This is a genomic window from Aeromonas sp. Marseille-Q5825, from assembly GCF_946892685.1.
Classification (GTDB): domain Bacteria; phylum Pseudomonadota; class Gammaproteobacteria; order Enterobacterales; family Aeromonadaceae; genus Aeromonas; species Aeromonas rivipollensis.
Genome location: NZ_CAMPOU010000001.1, coordinates 437,424 through 452,628, shown reverse-complemented (window position 1 = coordinate 452,628; position 15,205 = coordinate 437,424). Strand labels below are relative to the sequence as shown.

17 protein-coding genes are annotated in these 15,205 nt (G+C 62.9%); 1 reads left to right on the top strand and 16 read right to left on the bottom strand.

Features of this window, described 5'->3' with window-relative positions; translation table 11 throughout:
• Positions 1-26: 26 nt before the first annotated feature.
• From fliP to OC537_RS02085, 14 genes are all read right to left on the bottom strand, one after another.
• Positions 27-794 (bottom strand): flagellar type III secretion system pore protein FliP, encoded by a 768-nt coding sequence (fliP, locus tag OC537_RS02150; protein ID WP_262108942.1) that lies wholly within the window; start codon positions 792-794, stop codon positions 27-29.
• Positions 781-1,164 carry a flagellar biosynthetic protein FliO gene (fliO, locus tag OC537_RS02145; RefSeq protein WP_106887474.1) on the bottom strand — a complete coding sequence of 128 codons (384 nt, stop codon included), beginning with the start codon at positions 1,162-1,164 and terminating at the stop codon, positions 781-783. The genes fliP and fliO overlap by 14 nt, the downstream gene beginning before the upstream one ends.
• The gene (fliN, locus tag OC537_RS02140; RefSeq protein ID WP_042650085.1) at positions 1,161-1,556 is read right to left on the bottom strand and encodes a flagellar motor switch protein FliN; all 396 of its coding nucleotides are present in this window, start codon (positions 1,554-1,556) and stop codon (positions 1,161-1,163) included. Before fliN ends, fliO begins: the two co-directional genes overlap by 4 nt.
• A gap of 50 nt (positions 1,557-1,606) precedes the next feature.
• The gene (fliM, locus tag OC537_RS02135) at positions 1,607-2,677 is read right to left on the bottom strand and encodes a flagellar motor switch protein FliM (RefSeq protein ID WP_106887475.1); all 1,071 of its coding nucleotides are present in this window, start codon (positions 2,675-2,677) and stop codon (positions 1,607-1,609) included.
• Positions 2,678-2,687: 10 nt separating this feature from the next.
• Positions 2,688-3,194 (bottom strand): flagellar basal body-associated protein FliL, encoded by a 507-nt coding sequence (gene fliL, locus OC537_RS02130; protein WP_163148318.1) that lies wholly within the window; start codon positions 3,192-3,194, stop codon positions 2,688-2,690.
• 57 nt (positions 3,195-3,251) lie between these two features.
• Positions 3,252-5,054, bottom strand: coding sequence for a flagellar hook-length control protein FliK (locus OC537_RS02125; RefSeq protein ID WP_262108931.1), 1,803 nt, complete (start codon positions 5,052-5,054; stop codon positions 3,252-3,254).
• Between the two features lie 88 nt (positions 5,055-5,142).
• The gene (gene fliJ, locus OC537_RS02120; RefSeq protein WP_106887478.1) at positions 5,143-5,583 is read right to left on the bottom strand and encodes a flagellar export protein FliJ; all 441 of its coding nucleotides are present in this window, start codon (positions 5,581-5,583) and stop codon (positions 5,143-5,145) included.
• 16 nt (positions 5,584-5,599) lie between these two features.
• Positions 5,600-6,931 (bottom strand): flagellar protein export ATPase FliI, encoded by a 1,332-nt coding sequence (fliI, locus tag OC537_RS02115; RefSeq protein ID WP_025326242.1) that lies wholly within the window; start codon positions 6,929-6,931, stop codon positions 5,600-5,602.
• 117 nt (positions 6,932-7,048) lie between these two features.
• On the bottom strand, positions 7,049-7,852 hold the full coding sequence (gene fliH / locus OC537_RS02110; RefSeq protein ID WP_168235549.1) for a flagellar assembly protein FliH: 804 nt from the start codon (positions 7,850-7,852) through the stop codon (positions 7,049-7,051).
• 68 nt (positions 7,853-7,920) lie between these two features.
• Positions 7,921-8,982, bottom strand: a complete 1,062-nt coding sequence (gene fliG / locus OC537_RS02105; RefSeq protein ID WP_025326240.1) for a flagellar motor switch protein FliG — start codon at positions 8,980-8,982, stop codon at positions 7,921-7,923.
• On the bottom strand, positions 8,975-10,681 hold the full coding sequence (gene fliF, locus OC537_RS02100) for a flagellar basal-body MS-ring/collar protein FliF (RefSeq protein ID WP_162520110.1): 1,707 nt from the start codon (positions 10,679-10,681) through the stop codon (positions 8,975-8,977). Before fliF ends, fliG begins: the two co-directional genes overlap by 8 nt.
• Before the next feature lie 131 nt (positions 10,682-10,812).
• Positions 10,813-11,130, bottom strand: coding sequence for a flagellar hook-basal body complex protein FliE (gene fliE / locus OC537_RS02095; protein ID WP_106887480.1), 318 nt, complete (start codon positions 11,128-11,130; stop codon positions 10,813-10,815).
• 126 nt (positions 11,131-11,256) lie between these two features.
• Entirely contained in the window at positions 11,257-11,607 is a 351-nt protein-coding gene (locus OC537_RS02090) for a hypothetical protein (protein ID WP_262108918.1), read from the bottom strand.
• Between the two features lie 149 nt (positions 11,608-11,756).
• Positions 11,757-12,533 (bottom strand): hypothetical protein, encoded by a 777-nt coding sequence (locus OC537_RS02085; protein WP_106887482.1) that lies wholly within the window; start codon positions 12,531-12,533, stop codon positions 11,757-11,759.
• Positions 12,534-12,828: 295 nt separating this feature from the next.
• On the opposite strand from OC537_RS02085, the gene rimO reads away from it, so the two are divergent.
• On the top strand, positions 12,829-14,157 hold the full coding sequence (rimO, locus tag OC537_RS02080) for a 30S ribosomal protein S12 methylthiotransferase RimO (RefSeq protein ID WP_171275699.1): 1,329 nt from the start codon (positions 12,829-12,831) through the stop codon (positions 14,155-14,157).
• 162 nt (positions 14,158-14,319) lie between these two features.
• Here rimO and OC537_RS02075 read toward each other — a convergent pair whose 3' ends face one another.
• Together OC537_RS02075 and OC537_RS02070 are read right to left on the bottom strand one after the other, a co-directional pair.
• Positions 14,320-14,787: a GNAT family N-acetyltransferase gene (locus OC537_RS02075; protein WP_111910278.1), complete on the bottom strand. Its 468-nt coding sequence runs from the start codon at positions 14,785-14,787 to the stop codon at positions 14,320-14,322.
• 146 nt (positions 14,788-14,933) lie between these two features.
• The gene (locus OC537_RS02070) at positions 14,934-15,197 is read right to left on the bottom strand and encodes a hypothetical protein (RefSeq protein WP_262108914.1); all 264 of its coding nucleotides are present in this window, start codon (positions 15,195-15,197) and stop codon (positions 14,934-14,936) included.
• Positions 15,198-15,205 lie beyond the last annotated feature (8 nt).

The window sequence follows — 15,205 nt, the reverse complement described above, 5'->3', positions numbered from 1 at the left end:
TTATCGGCTCCTTTCCATTGAGCGGCTTACCCCGCCCCCAGCCCGAAACTGGTCGCGAGCGACCCCAGGATCAGGTTCCAGCCGTCCACCATGACGAACAGCATCAGCTTGAACGGCAGGGAGACCAGCATGGGAGAAAGCATCATCATACCCATGGCCATCAGTATGCTCGCCACCACCAGATCTATGACCAGGAAGGGCAGAAACAGCATGAAGCCTATCTGGAAGGCGGTTTTGAGCTCGCTGGTGACGAAGGCCGGGATCAGCACCCGCAGCGGCACATCCGCCGGCTCGGCCACCTGCACGTTCGCTATCTCCATGAAGGTGTTGAGATCCTTGATCCGGGTCTGGGCCAGCATGAACTGGTGGATGGGCAGCTCGGCCTTCTCCAGCGCCTCCTTGGGCCCTATGGTCTCCGCCAGATAGGGCTGCAACGCCTCCTCGTTGATGCGATCCAGCACAGGGGACATGATGAAGAAGGACATGAAGAGGGCGATGCCGATCAGCACCTGGTTGGACGGGCTCTGCTGCAGGCCTATGGCCTGTCTGAGGATCCCGAGCACCACTATGATCCGGGTGAAGGAGGTCATCATGATGACAATGGCCGGCAGGAAGGAGAGCGCGGTCATCAGCGCCAGCACCTGCAGGGTCAGGCTGTACTCCTGACTGCCATCCGCCATGGTCTTGACGGTCAGCGCCGACATGCCGTCCTGAGCCATCGCCAGGGGCGACAGCAGCACGGACAGCAGCACGGACAGCAGGCCCAGGCACCCGATCCAGTTAACTTTTTTCATGCTTGCCCATCAATTTGCCGAGCTGCTGGGAGAAGGCCTGGGGCTGGCGCTCGTCCAGGGGCTCTTCCAGGCGATAGAGGAAGTTGACCTGCTGCGGCGTCACCCCGATGAGCAGCTGTTGCTCGCCCACCTTGACCACCATCAGCTTCTCCTTGTACCCGAGCGGCAGGGTGGCGATGACCTTCATCTGGCCGCCCCCCATCACCTGGGTGAGCTTGCTCTTCTTGAGCAGGAAGCCCAGCACCAGGATGAGGCCGATCACCATCAGGCTGGAGAGCAGCCAGGAGGTGATGCTGGGGGGAGTAACGCCAGCCCCCGGGTTGGCCAGTGCGGGGACGGCGAACAACAACAGGGCGATGGCACGGATCATTTGAGCTTCTTGATCCGTTCTATCTGGCTGATGACATCGGTCAAACGGATGCCGAACTTGTCGTTCACCACCACCACCTCGCCGTGGGCAATCAGGGTGCCGTTGACCAGCACGTCCAGGGGCTCGCCCGCCACCCGATCCAGCTCCACGACAGAGCCCTGATTCAGCTGCAGCAGGTTGCGAATGCTGATCTGGCTGCGTCCCACTTCCATGGCGATGGTCACCGGAATATCCAGAATGGTGTCCAGCTTGCGCCGCTCCTCGGCACTGATGGGGGCGTCGTCTCTCAGCTCCTCCAGGGGGGCGGGCTTGGCCTCGGCCGTTACCTGCTCTTCCAGCGCGGCAGCCCAGGCGTCAGCCATCAGATCCTGCTCGTCATCGGTTCCGCTCATCTTCAATTCCTCATGCTGCTTCGTGACCCAGATCGCAGGCGACGGGTCTATTAGGGCTGTTTATCGGCGATGCTGCGTTCGAGCTCTTCCAGCTCGGCCTCGCCATCGATGCGCACGCCCCCCCGGGTCACCAGATGCATCTCTGTCTTGACTCCGTCAGGGCGCTTGATTTTGTCCACTATCTTGAGCGCCACGTTCTCCTTGGTGCGCCCCATCTTGGCGTGGAAGGTGGGCAGGTCCTCCACGAAGACCAGCAGGTTCTCCGGCATCTCCACCGGTATGATGTCGCCGGGTTGCAGCTCCATCAGCTCGCGCAGGGAGAGCTCTGTCTCCAGCAGCTTGGCCTTGAGCTCCACCTTGACGTCCATGATCTCGTCGCGCAGGGCCTTGCTCCAGCGCACATCTGTGTCGCCCTTGTCACTCTGCACCCCCGCATCCAGCAGCTCGCGGATGGGTTCGAGCATGGAGTAGGGCATGGCCACGTGGAAGTCGCCGCCGCCGCCATCCAGCTCGATGTGGAAGGAGCTCACCACTATCACCTCGGTGGGGCTGACGATGTTCGCCATGGCCGGGTTCACTTCCGAGTCGAGGTATTCGAAGCCGACGTCCATCACGGGCGCCCAGGCATCCTTGTAGTCCTCGAACACCAGCTTGAGCAGCATCTGGATGATGCGCCGCTCGGTGGGAGTGAACTCGCGCCCCTCGATCTTGGCGTGGTAGCGGCCGTCGCCGCCGAAGAAGTTCTCCACCAGGATGAAGACGAGACGCGCCTCCATGGTGATGAGTGCCGTCCCCTTGAGGGGGCGGAAGCGCACCATGTTCAGGCTGGTCGGCACGAACAGGGTGTGCACGTATTCGCCGAACTTGAGCATCTGCACGCCGTTGATCGACACCTCGGCGGTGCGCCGCATCATGTTGAACAGGCTGATGCGCATGTGACGGGCGAACCGCTCGTTCACCAGCTCCAGGGTCGGCATGCGGCCACGGACGATGCGGTCCTGGGAGGAGAAGTCAAACTGGGCGATACCGGGATCCCCGGCCGCCCCTAGCTCTTCCTCTTCGACATCATCGACACCGTGCAGCAGGGCATCAATTTCGTCCTGACTTAACAGATCGCTCACGCTTCACCTTTCATTGCATGACAAAGCCGGTAAACAGCACTTGTTCTATTACGGGGGAAGAGACCAGATCCTTCAGGACCCGGCGACACTCTTCCAATGAATCCTGACGCAGCTTCTCCTTGCCCTCGAAGGTCATCAGCTGCTCGGCGGTGGCCGCGCTGAAGACCCGCAGCAGGGTCCCTTCGATCAGGGGAATATTCTGTTTGGCCAGGGTCTCGTCAGCGGCCCCGCGCACCATCAGCTGGATCTTGATCTGCACCAGCCGATCCCGCTGCCCGCCCGCCACATTGAACACGAAGGGGCGCGGCATGCCCACATAGAGGGAGGGCTGGGGCGCACTGGCTTCGGGCTTGGTCTCGGCCGTGTCGACCGCCGGTTCGTCCGAACCGGCAAACATGAACCAGGCACCGGCCCCGCCGCCACCCAGGAGGATGACGACCAGGGCGACTATCATGATCAGCTTCTTTTTCTTGGCCGCCGCCGGGTCCTTCAGCGTCAGTTCGTTATCGTCTGCCATCCCTTGTCCACCCTAGTCTCAAACTTGTTCGGTATCATAAACTTACTCGGGCAGGCATCAAGCATAGAAATCAATTCCGGCATCGTTTGTCGATTCCACCAGCAGACTCAGGGTGCGGGCCCTGCCCTCCCCCTCCGACTGGTCGCCACCGGCAAAGCCTCCCCCTTGCTGACCCTGACCGCCGAAGCCAGACTGGCCCTGCGATGGCGGCTGTCCCTGCTGCTGTTGCCCCTGCTGCTGTGCCTGTTGTTGCACCACTGTCTGACCGAGCTGGATCCCCTGCCCCGCCAGCATGTCCCGCAGCCTGGGCATGGCCTGCTCCAGCATCTCCCGGGTCTGGCCATGCTGCACCACGAAGTGGACGTTGGCCTGGCTGGAGGCATCCATCTGGATTTGGATCTTCATCTTGCCAAGGCCCAGGGGGTCTAGCTGGATCTCCGCCTGCTGCAGCTTGTCCGCCAGCATCAGGTTCACCTTCTGGTGCAACTGGGCCGGCGCCTCCGGGGTGGCCAGCTTGAGATGCGGCAGGCTCTGGGGCTCCCGCCGCGCACTCACCTCGGCAGCCGGTTTGCCATCGCTGCTCTGGGCATGCTGTAGCGGCTGGCTTCCCTCGCTCGGCTCTGTGCCCTTGGCCTCGACCCCGAGCTGCTTGCCCAGCTCATCGAGCTTGGATTTCTGCGCCGCCGGCTTGAGTTCCGCGGCGGCTCCGACGGCCACCGCGGGTTCGGCCTCCATCTGCTGGATGCCGGCCGAGAGCGCCGTCAGCGAGGCTTGCGGCCCCTGGGACTCGTGACGCGCCAGCGTCTGCTGAGGCGCGGTCAGCACGGGATCCGGGCTGAATGGGGCGGGCTGGGGAGTGGTGCCACTGGCCGTCGTCTCGGCTTTGGGGGTAGGGGCCGCGCTTGGCTTGGCCTCCCGGGCGTCGCCTGCCGGGCTCGCCTTGTCGCCCTCGCCACCGGCAGAGCCAGGTTCTGGTGTGACCTGAGCCCCACCCTGGGGCTCCACCCTGACCACGCCAGCGTCGAAGGCCCTGGCTGTGGTCGCAGAGGCCGCGCTGATCTGTTCATCATGGAAAACTGGCTCGGACGGCTTCGTGCCCGCCACAGGCCCCTGGCTCGCCGGCGCAGGGGCGGCCTCACCGGCCACCACCTTGGCAAGCAGGGCCGCCCGCGCCTCGCCAGACAAGGGTTCAGTCGCAACCGCAGCTGCCGGCTGACCGGCCTTGGGCGCCGCTGGCTTGTCTTCGGCAGTGGCCTGCTCGCTCTCTTGCGGCTCCGAGGGCTGGCCCTTGCCTGCGGCAACGGGGGCCTTGCCAGCGGCGAGCCCGCCCTCTTCATCGTCAAGGGGGAGCGCCTCTGCGCCCTGCCCATCGGCGACCACCGGCGAGGCAGGTGCAGCCCCCGCCGTCACAGGCCTCGCAGCCTGTGACACAGGATGCGACTCGGGCGGCAAGTCATTGCCGTCGACGGTCGCCGTCACCTCCTGGGGGGGCAAGGCTGGGGGCACCACCAGGCTGACATCCTGCCTGAGGGAGGCCTGCAGCTGCTGCAGAAAATCCTCGGGGGGAAGCTCGGTCTCCTCAGATGGCGTCTTGGTGGGCAGCTCCTGATCGCCAGTTGCCTCGGCAGACGCCAAAGATTTGGCATCCAAAGTGGCCGCAGCCTGGGCCTCGTCACCCCCTTGACTGGCCAATGGCTCCTGGCCCAGCAGCTGAGCCCTGGCCATGGCATCGGCAAATGCGGCCTTGCCGTCCGCCAGCGACAGATCCTTTCCTTCCCCCCCGGCGAGGAGCGAGGGCGACAGGGCGCCTTCGGCAGGGATTGCCTGGCTGGGCGCTAGGTTCAACTTGGTCTCTATCATGCTGGGATCCCTGACGACAATCCGGTGATGACCGCACATCCGGGGGGCGGAGGCGGCGTCTTAGCCTGTGTTGGCAATAGAAAGCAAGTTACAGGCCAGAATGGTGATAGCGTCGCAGTATGGCGTAATCGTCCAGCATCTTCTGCTCCTGACGCTGGGCCTTCAGCTGGGCTCGTCCCGCCTGCTTCTCGAGCAGCAGCTCGACGGCCTTGCGCCGCTGCTGGGCTTCGAGCCACTGGGTACGACATTGGGCCAGCGCCTCGCGCACCTGCAACACCCCTTCATACTGCTGGGTCGCCGCATTTTCCAGCTTGTTGATGAAGGCGTGATACTGGCTGTTCTGCTGGGGCGTGATCCCCTGCAGGCCGCGATCCGTCCACTGCTGGTGATAGATCTGGCGGTACTGGTTAAGTGCATTCTGCTGATCCATGAACAGCTTGAGATCCTGCTGAGCCTTGGCCAGCGCCATGGCGGCCTGCTGTTCGGCCTCCAGCAGTCGGCCCGCCAGCAACGTCAATCCTTTACTCATCACGACACTCCACCGGTTAACGCATCAGCGGCATGGCCACCATGTGCAGGGATTGCAGGCCCTCGTCATAGGGAACCACCTCGCGCATTTTCTGCTGCAAGAACTGATCCAGATAGGGTTTCTGGATGATGGCCCTGTCGATGCGCGGATCCGATCCCTGGCTGTAGGCGCCTATGGTGATGAGATCCCGGTTCTGCTGATAGAGGGAATAGAACTGCTTGAAGGCGCGCGCCAGCTCCATGTGCTCCGGGGAGGTCACCATGGGCATGACCCGGCTGATGGATTTTTCGATGTCGATGGCAGGGTAGTGACCCGCATCCGCCAGCTCCCGCGCCAGCACTATGTGACCATCCAGGATGGCCCGCGCCGCGTCGGCGATGGGATCCTGCAGATCGTCCCCCTCCGTCAGCACGGTGAAAAAGGCCGTGATGGAGCCCTGGCCGTCGCTGCCGTTGCCGGCCCGCTCCACCAGTGCCGGCAATTTGGCAAACACCGAGGGTGGATAACCCTTGGTGGCCGGCGGCTCACCCACCGCCAGGGCGATCTCGCGCTGGGCCTGGGCGTAGCGGGTGAGGGAGTCCATCAGCAGCAGCACATTGAGCCCCTGCTCGCGGAAATACTCGGCGATGGCGAGCGCGGTCTCGCACCCCTTGAGGCGCATCAGCGGCGAGGCATCGGCCGGTGCCGCCACCACCACGGCGCGCTCGCGCCCCTCGGCACCGAGGATCTCCTCGATGAACTCCTTCACCTCCCGGCCCCGCTCGCCGATGAGGCCCACCACTACCACATCAGCCACAGAGCCGCGGGTCATCATGCCGAGCAGCACCGACTTGCCGACCCCGGAGCCGGCGAACAGCCCCATGCGCTGGCCCCGCCCCACGGTGAGCACGGCGTTGATGGCGCGCACCCCTACATCCATGGGCTCATGGATGGGACGACGAGCCAGCGGGTTGATGCGATGCTGGGCGAACTGCACCGTCTGGGAGGAGATGATGGGGCCCAGCCCGTCCAGGGGCTGGCCTATGCCGTCTATGACACGGCCGAGCAGATTCATGCCCACCGGGATGCCGTGATCCTCGGTGATGGGCACCACACGGGCGCCGGGAATGATCCCCTTGAGCTGCTCGCTCGGCATCAGAAACAGCCGATCGCCGGAGAAGCCCACCACTTCGGCCTCCAGCATGCCATCCTGGGTGTCGATGCGGCAGAGGGCCCCAATGGCGGCGCGGCAGCCGATGGCTTCCAGGGTCAGCCCCACCACTCGGGTGAGTTTGCCCGCCACCGGCGGTATGGGGGCGAGATCGCGGACCCGGTAGCCTTGCAGTCGACTGAGCAGGGATGCTGTCATCGCGCCTCCAGTGAGAAAGGGGAAAGAGGCAGAGACAAGGAGCCTGCCGCCATTGTCACCAGGCCGGGAGACAGTGCGCAGCAGCCTGGCTTCCCTGTGCCAGAGCGGAACAGGGTGTCAGTCGGCATTGTCACGAAGGAAGTTGCGAAGCAGTTGATCGATGCGCCCCGAGAGGGTCAGATCGATGCTGGAAAGTTCGGTAGCCAGCTGCAGATCCCCCGGGGATAGGGTGGGATCGCTTTGCAGCCGCCAGTGACGCCGGGCACACTCCTCGGTGCCGAAGGCCTGCTCGACCCTGGCCACGTCATCCGGGTGCAGCATCAGGGTGACCCCCTGCTCGGCAGCGGGCAGCAGGGCAAGACCCTGCTTGAGGGCCTCGAGCAACAGTTTTGGGGAGGTCTCGGCCTCGTGGCGGATGAGGGCGCGGGCGAGCTGCTGGACCAGGGCGATGAGCTGCTGCTCCACGGCGCTGTCCTGCTCGCTCAGGGGATTGGCGAGGCGGGAGACTAGCCCCTGCCAGTGGGCAATCTCCTGCTCCACCTGGTCGCGGCCCAGGGCAAGCCCCTCTTCGCGGCCCTGCTCCAGACCCGCCTGATGACCCTGCTGCAAGCCTTCCAACTTGCCCTCCTCCAGCCCCTTGGCAAAGCCGGCCTCTCGCCCCTCGGCCAGTCCCTCTTCCCAAGCGGCCTGGCGGATTGCTTCCACCTCTTCGGCCGTGATGCTGGGGGTCGGCTCCTCCGGCTGCTCTTGTGGCGGCATCTCGTCCGCCTGCTCCTGGCGATACCAGTCAGGGCCGAGCCCCAGGGCATTGCTCTGGATCTCGGATTCGACCTCCATCTCGGGCCAGCCCCAGGCTTCCACCCGGGTCTCGTCCGCCTCGGGCCTGACATAGCCCCGCAGCTTGCTGTTCTTGTTATTCATGTGCGAAAGACACTCCTAGGGTGCCGGACGAAGGGGGCGACATCATCGCACATTCCATTGCCCATGGCTTAGAGGAACTCTTCGCCACCGCCAGCCCCCAGCATGATCTCGCCCGCGTCCGCCAGACGGCGTGCGGTGGAGAGGATCTCCTTCTGGGCGGCTTCCACCTCTGAGACCCGGATCGGCCCCATGGCTTCGAGATCGTCCGCCAGCATCTCGGCGGCCCGCTTGGACATGTTCTTGAAGACCTTCTCGCGCATCTGGTCGTCCGAGCCCTTGAGGGCCCGTTGCAGCAGATCCCCCGGCACTTCCCGCAGCAAGGTCTGGATGCCCCGATCGTCCACGTCGATGAGGTTCTCGAACACGAACATCAAGTCCTGGATCTGCTGGCTCATCTCCTCGTCCGACTCGCGGATGGAGTCCATCAGCTGGCCTTCGATGTTGGTGTCCAGGTAGTTCATTATGTTGGCGGCGGCCTTGAGGCCCCCCATCTTGGCCGCCTGAGCCCCGGCCGCGCCGGCGAACTGCTTCTCCATGATGTCGTTGAGCTCTTGCAGCGCCGCCGGTTGCACCTCTTCGAGGTTGGCGATACGCATCACCAGATCCAGGCGCACCTGCTCCGGGAACTGGCTCAGTATCTCGGCGGACTGCTCCGGCTCCAGATAGGAGAGGACTATGGTCTGGATCTGCGGGTGCTCATTCTGGATGATGCTGGCCACCTGGCGGGCATCCATCCACTTGAGGGAGTCGAGGCCGCGGGCGCCGGACCCCAGGATGATCTGATCCACCAGGTTGCTGGCCTTGTCCTCCCCGAGCGCCGCCACCAGGGCCTTGCGCACGAAGTCTTCACTGCCGATGCCGATGTTGGTGTATTTCTGGATGTCGTCGATAAATTGACGATGCACCGCCGCCACCCGGTCGTGACTGAAATCCGACATGGAGGCCATGGACATGCCGAGCCGCTGCACCTGCTTGGGCTCGAGATGACGGAAGATCTGGGCGGCATCCTCCTCGTTGAGGCTCAGCATCAAGACCGCCGCCATCTCCATCCCGGCCATCTGGTCGAGGATCTGGCGCTGGTTGTCGGTAATCTCGTTACCGGTGACTTGGTTTTTCTTCTCTTCAGGCATCTCGGTTCGTTACCCATTCTTTGATGACCTGAGCGGCCAGGTCTGGTTCATTCGCTACCAAGGCACGCACGGCCTTGAGCAGGTCCTCGTCACGGTGCAAGTCAGGCAGCTTGAGCTGGCCATCCCGCAGGCCGAACACCGGCTCGGCCTCGGCCTGGGCCGCCAGCAGGCTCAGCTCGTCGTCCCCACCCAGCACTGTGTGGTTGTCGAAGTCCAGCTCCCCTTCCGGCTTGGCATCCGGGTAGAGCAGGCGCTTGAGCATGGGCCGCACCACTGTGACGATGAGCACTATGATGACCAGCACCGAGGCGGCGATGCGCACCGCGCGCCAGAACCAGGGCTGCTCGTAGATGGGCATATCGGCCACGGCTTCCAGCTCGGGGCGGTTGAACGGAATGGCGACCACCTCCAGGGTGTCTCCCCGGGTCACGTCAAAGCCGAGGCCGCCGCTGAGCAGACGGCGCAAGGTATCGAGCTCGGCCTGGCTGCGGGCTTCCCGGGTGACGGCACCGTCGGCGCCGGGAGTGGCCTTGTAATCCACCGCCACCGACACCGTCATGCGGCGGATGCCGCCCTGCTGGCGCCGGATGTGGCTGACCGTGGTGTCCAGTTCGAAGTTGCGGGTCGCCTCCTTGCGGGAGCGGCCGGAAGAACCGGTTCCCCCTTCCGCGCCGGCGGCCTGCTCGGGAATGCTGGATGCGGCGGGCGGCTGATTGGTGAGCGCGCCTGGCACGCCGCCATTGTTGCCATTGGCGCTGTTCTCTTCCACCGTCATCTCGGAGCGCACAGCCGGCAGGTCCGGATTGTAGGTCTTGCGGGTCTGCTCCTGCTGGGAGAAGTCGAGGGAGAGATCCACCTCCGCCGTATAGTTGTCAGCCCCAAGGACGGGGATCAGGATGGCGTCAATTTTTTGTTTGTATTCGAGCTCCTGCTTCTGCTGCATCGCAAACTCCTTGCGAGTCTGGGCAGAGAGCGGGTCTTGGGAGCCGGAGTTGAGCAGGCGACCGTTCTGATCGGTCACAGTGACGCGGGTCGGCTCCAGGCCGTGCACGGCGGAGGCGACCATGTCGACGATGGAGTCCACCTCTCCCTGACCCAGCGCAGCCCCTTTCAGGCTCAGCACCACTGTGGCGCTCGGCTTGCGTTCGTTGCGGGCGAACACGTTGTCCTTGGGAATGGCCAGCAGCACCTGGGCCTTGGCGACGTTCTGGAACTGCTCGATGGCGCTCGCCAGCTGGCGCTCGCGGCTCAGTTTCAGACGCTCGCTCTCCATGCGCTGGCTGACCCCGAAGCTGGAGTCCTTGAGCAGTATGGCTTCCCCATCGTTGCTGGCCTCGCTGCTGCTGGCGAGGCCGGCGCGGGTCAGGCGCAGCCGGATGTCCGCATAATTCTCGGCGCTGACCAGCACGCTCTTACCATCGACCTGATAGGGGATCTTCTGCTGATCCAGGTAATCCAGGGTGGAAACCAGCTCCTGGGTGTTGAAGGTGCCGAGGGGACGCATCTCCGGCTCCTTGCCCCACAGCAGGATGAAGACGGCGATGGCCAGGCAGATGGTCAACCCCAGGATCAGGGTGATCTGCCGCAACACATCGGTGTTGGACAAAAAGCCCAGGGCCGAGCTCTTCTGCTCGTGCTCATCGAGGGCGGCAGCCCCCTCGTTGTTCATCAGCAGATCGCCGTTTGGATCGTTAGCCACTCTTCAGGTCCTTATTGCTGACATGCTCATCATTGCTGACATCTTCATGATGATCTGTCGTCAAAATTTATTGAGATCTCTTATTGCCGACATCTTCACGATGTTCAGTCGCCGTGATTGATTGAGATCGCTTATACCGGCATGTTCATGATGGTCTTGTAGGCATCGACCATCTTGTTACGCACCTGCACCGTCGCCTCGAAGGCGATGGAGGATTTCTGCCCGGCGATCATCACCTCGGACAGGTCCACCGACTTGTCGCCCATATCGAACCGGGTGCGCAGATCATTGGCGCTGCCCTGCAATTCGTTGACGTTGTCGAGGGCCTGCTGCAGCATCTGACCGAAATCCGAGTTGACCGGACGACCGGGCTGGGTCAGCGGCGTGGCACCGGCTTCTACCTTGAGTGCCTGCATCTCTTGCATCAGGCTGCTTGCGCTTATTTCCATCTTCCCTTCCCAGACAAATCATTGACACTGGCAAGCCTTAAGCAATTAGAGTGCCAACCGGGAAGAGGGGGCAGGCCGCCGGCGCCAAGGGGCAGCCACAAGCGGGCGCTCTGGCCCCGGCTCATGTCACCCCAGCACCAGCTTCAGATAACCGAGATGCAGATCTCGGTGCTCGTCCGCTGGCAGCTTGACCAGCACCTCGTCGTGCAGGAAGTGCGCCTTCTCGGTGGCCTGCGCAGGAGCCACCAGACCCACCTCCACCAGCCTGGCGACGATGGCGAGCGCCAGCGCCATTGTCCCCTCGTCCGCCCGTCCCCAGCCGAAGGCGACCCCCTTTGCCGCCCCTTCCGTCAGGGGCTCGACCTCATCGCCATTGACCCAGAGGACCATGGGGCTGCCCTCCTGCAGCCGCAGATAGATGCTCTGCCGCTCCCACTCCCGGCGCCAGTCCACGGCAGATTCAGATGCCTGGGTCATACCACTCTCCTTGTTTAACGACTGTGTCTTGCTTTCGCCCATGAAAAAGAGGGCCGAAGGCCCCCTTTTTACTGCAAGTCAGGTCATTTAAACAGGCAGTATTTCAACATGATAAAAGAAAAATACCGGATCGCTGCCAGCGACCACCGTCACTTGTTCAGATCGTCATCCAGCCAGTATTTGGAACCCGAGATATTGGCATCGAGCAGCAGTCCCTTCTCCCCTATCTGGTAGATGGCCATGCCGCCATTGTACTTGGCTGTCAGCTCGGCGCTCTCCTTGCCGGCCACGGCCCCCACTTCGGAGGTGGCCTCCCAGCCCTTGTTGACGAAGGCATCGAACCTGGCTTTGTCTTCAAACAGCACCACCTGCTGGTAGAACTTGCCCCCCATGCCGGCGGCCAGCCCGGCGCCAAACATCTTCATATAGGTGTGTTTACCCGTCTTGCGATTGATGGCAACCCCGGATCCCTGGTTGGTGTGCACCATCAGGGAGAACTTGCGCGAGTCGAACACCGCATAGCCGTAGGCCTGGTCAAACAGCAGCTTGGCGGAGGGTTGCTCATTGAACAGCCGCACCAGGGCGGTATCGGCCATGGTATCCAGGGCGGTTCTGGCCTCAGCGGGGGTCTTGGGTTCGAGCATGGTGTCGAGCTTCTTGTCGGCGGCCGTCAACCACTCCTTGCCGGTGGCGGCGCTCTCTTCCGACCAGGCACCCGCCTTGTTGTAGGCATCGGCTCCCCAGCTGGAGACAGACTCCCAGGTCGCCTTGGAGAAGTCGGTGATCCCCTGCCAGGCTTCCTTGCTGGTGTCGCTCACCGCGGTGCCAAGCTCGGAGGCCGCCTCCTTCAATTTCGCCCAGTCGGCATGGCTGGGGCCAGATGCAAGTGCCAGGATGGCGGCAATCAACCAGGATCGGCTCTTCATTGTGTGCTCCTTGAATATCCCATCAGCGGACATGCCACCCTATCAGATTTAAGCCAACTCAAAGAAGTCCTGTGTGCTTGCCCCCTCCACCCGGGTCAACCAGGGCCAGGCTTCCCCGGCGGCGAGGGGACGGCGGTGGCCGCCCTCGTGAGCGGGCACAGCCTCCCTGACGACAAGGGACAGAAGCTGACCGTAAATATTGTTCGGCCTGACAACCTCGGTTGTATAGTTTTTGGTTAGCCATTCCGGTAAAATCCGCGCCCTTGAATAAGAGCCACCTAAGAGTGATTGAGCGATGTCCAACACAAAACAGGCCCCCAAAGTAGGATTCGTCTCCTTGGGTTGCCCCAAAAATCTGGTCGATTCCGAGCGTATCCTGACCCAGCTGCGTACCGAAGGGTACGATGTGGTGCCCAGCTATGACGATGCGGAGCTGGTGGTGGTCAACACCTGCGGCTTCATCGACAGCGCGGTTCAGGAGTCGCTGGAAGCCATCGGCGAGGCCCTGGCCGAAAACGGCAAGGTGATAGTCACCGGCTGCCTCGGCGCCAAAGAGAACCAGATCCGCGAGATCCACCCCAAGGTGCTCGAGATCACCGGCCCCCACGCCTATGAAGAGGTGCTGGGCCACGTCCACAAGTACGTGGCGAAGCCGACCCACAACCCCTTCACCAGCCTGGTGCCGGCCCACGGCGTCAAGCTGACCCCCCGTCACTACGCCTACCTCAAGATCTCCGAGGGCTGCAACCACCGCTGCACCTTCTGCATCATCCCCTCCATGCGCGGGGATCTGGTGAGCCGTCCCATCGGCGAGGTACTGGCCGAGGCCAAGCGCCTGAAAGAAGCCGGCGTGAAGGAGATCCTGGTCATCTCCCAGGACACCTCCGCCTACGGCGTGGACGTCAAGCACCGCACCGGTTTCTACGACGGCATGCCGGTCAAGACCAGCATGGTCGCCCTGTGCGAAGAGCTGGCCAAGCTCGACATCTGGGTGCGCCTGCACTACGTCTACCCCTATCCCCACGTGGATGACGTCATCCCGCTGATGCGCGATGGCAAGGTACTGCCCTACCTGGACATACCGCTGCAACACGCCAGCCCGCGCATCCTGAAGCTGATGAAGCGCCCGGGTACCGTCGAGCGCACCCTGGAGCGCATCCAGAAGTGGCGCGAGATCTGCCCCGAGATCACCCTGCGCTCCACCTTCATCGTCGGCTTCCCCGGCGAGACCGAAGAAGAGTTCCAGATGCTGCTGGACTTCATCGACAAGGCGGAGCTGGACAGGGTTGGCTGCTTCAAATACAGCCCAGTCGAAGGCGCCAAGGCCAACGAGCTGCCGGATCCTGTGCCAGAAGACGTCCAGGAAGAGCGCTTCCAGCGCTTCATGGAGCTGCAACAGCAGGTCTCCGTTCGCAAGCTGGCCCGCAAGGTCGGCCAGGAGATGACAGTGCTGATCGACGAAGTGGACGAAGAGGGCGCCACTGGCCGCTCCTTCGCCGACGCCCCCGAGATCGACGGCCTGGTCTACCTGAACGGCGAAACCGATCTGAAGCCCGGCGATCTGGTCAAGGTCCGCATCGACGAGGCGGACGAGTACGATCTGTGGGCCAGCCTGGTAGGCTAAGTCCGCAATTCATGACGGCGCCTGTCCGGCAGGCGCCAATAAAAAAGCCAGTCAGTGACCCTGACCGGCTTTTTTTATTGATAGTACGAAATGGTTATGCGCGCTGAAGCAGGCCGCAAGCTGCTGCGCCAGGTGTCACCAGATCAGCGCTTCTGACGAGGATTAGATGCCGGTATCCGCCACCATCACCAGAACATGAACGCCTTTATCATTGACCTCCTCAACGGCCTTGAAACCATGACGGCAATAAACGCCACCGGTCAGGTTTTCGGTTTGCAAGTACAGCTTGCTGATCCCCGCCCTGCGAGCGCGGCTGAGGATCTCTGTTACCAGCAAGGAGGCGACCCCCTGCCCGCGCGCTTTTTCAACGACATATACCCCACCTAACCAATATTCGTACTCGGGAAATATCGCCATTTCACGGATCTTGAGCTCGGCAGCCCCCACCCATTCACCGGCCTGACGGGCCAGTACGATCAGCGGAGCCCGGTCAACCTGGGTGGCCGCCATGACCTTGGCCAGCACCTGATCTTGAGTAAAGCGACCACTGTCGCGGCACCATTCGTCAAAATACCATGAGGCAACCACGACTGCGGCAGATGGCGCATCCGCCAGTAACAACAACTCCATAAAGCCTCTTTTTCGTATAACCCCTGACCGGCTGGGGAAGGATGAACACGGCGAGGCGAAACCCAGGGTCGCACCCGCGAGCGGCGGCCTCGCCAGCAGCGAGGCTCCGAGACCGGCATGCTCTAGACAAGGTTATCGAATGGATATCATAACCAGCCGGGGAGTGGAAGGGATCGGGAGCCAAGGCGTACTTTCCCGCCATGACCCAGCAACCGGTTCTGCAGCTGGCGCGGCAGATCGGCCGGGGTGAAGGTAAAGGCGGTCTTGGCCTGCCCGGTCGAGGTGAACTCCTGGGTCAGGATCCCGAATAGGGAGCCCAGATTGGTGTCCAGGATCGCCTGGATATTGTCACCGAACACGAAATTCCAGTTGCCCGTGGTGACATGGATGTCGGCCCCCTGACCGACCACGGCAAAGC

Coding starts and splice junctions, on each gene's coding strand:
- fliP (WP_262108942.1), bottom strand. CDS start 794: ATGAAAAAAGTTAACTGGATCGGGTGCCTGGGCCTGCTGTCCGTGCTG.
- fliO (WP_106887474.1), bottom strand. CDS start 1,164: ATGATCCGTGCCATCGCCCTGTTGTTGTTCGCCGTCCCCGCACTGGCC.
- fliN (WP_042650085.1), bottom strand. CDS start 1,556: ATGAGCGGAACCGATGACGAGCAGGATCTGATGGCTGACGCCTGGGCT.
- fliL (WP_163148318.1), bottom strand. CDS start 3,194: ATGGCAGACGATAACGAACTGACGCTGAAGGACCCGGCGGCGGCCAAG.
- OC537_RS02125 (WP_262108931.1), bottom strand. CDS start 5,054: ATGATAGAGACCAAGTTGAACCTAGCGCCCAGCCAGGCAATCCCTGCC.
- fliJ (WP_106887478.1), bottom strand. CDS start 5,583: ATGAGTAAAGGATTGACGTTGCTGGCGGGCCGACTGCTGGAGGCCGAA.
- fliI (WP_025326242.1), bottom strand. CDS start 6,931: ATGACAGCATCCCTGCTCAGTCGACTGCAAGGCTACCGGGTCCGCGAT.
- fliH (WP_168235549.1), bottom strand. CDS start 7,852: ATGAATAACAAGAACAGCAAGCTGCGGGGCTATGTCAGGCCCGAGGCG.
- fliG (WP_025326240.1), bottom strand. CDS start 8,982: ATGCCTGAAGAGAAGAAAAACCAAGTCACCGGTAACGAGATTACCGAC.
- fliE (WP_106887480.1), bottom strand. CDS start 11,130: ATGGAAATAAGCGCAAGCAGCCTGATGCAAGAGATGCAGGCACTCAAG.
- OC537_RS02090 (WP_262108918.1), bottom strand. CDS start 11,607: ATGACCCAGGCATCTGAATCTGCCGTGGACTGGCGCCGGGAGTGGGAG.
- OC537_RS02085 (WP_106887482.1), bottom strand. CDS start 12,533: ATGAAGAGCCGATCCTGGTTGATTGCCGCCATCCTGGCACTTGCATCT.
- rimO (WP_171275699.1), top strand. CDS start 12,829: ATGTCCAACACAAAACAGGCCCCCAAAGTAGGATTCGTCTCCTTGGGT.
- OC537_RS02075 (WP_111910278.1), bottom strand. CDS start 14,787: ATGGAGTTGTTGTTACTGGCGGATGCGCCATCTGCCGCAGTCGTGGTT.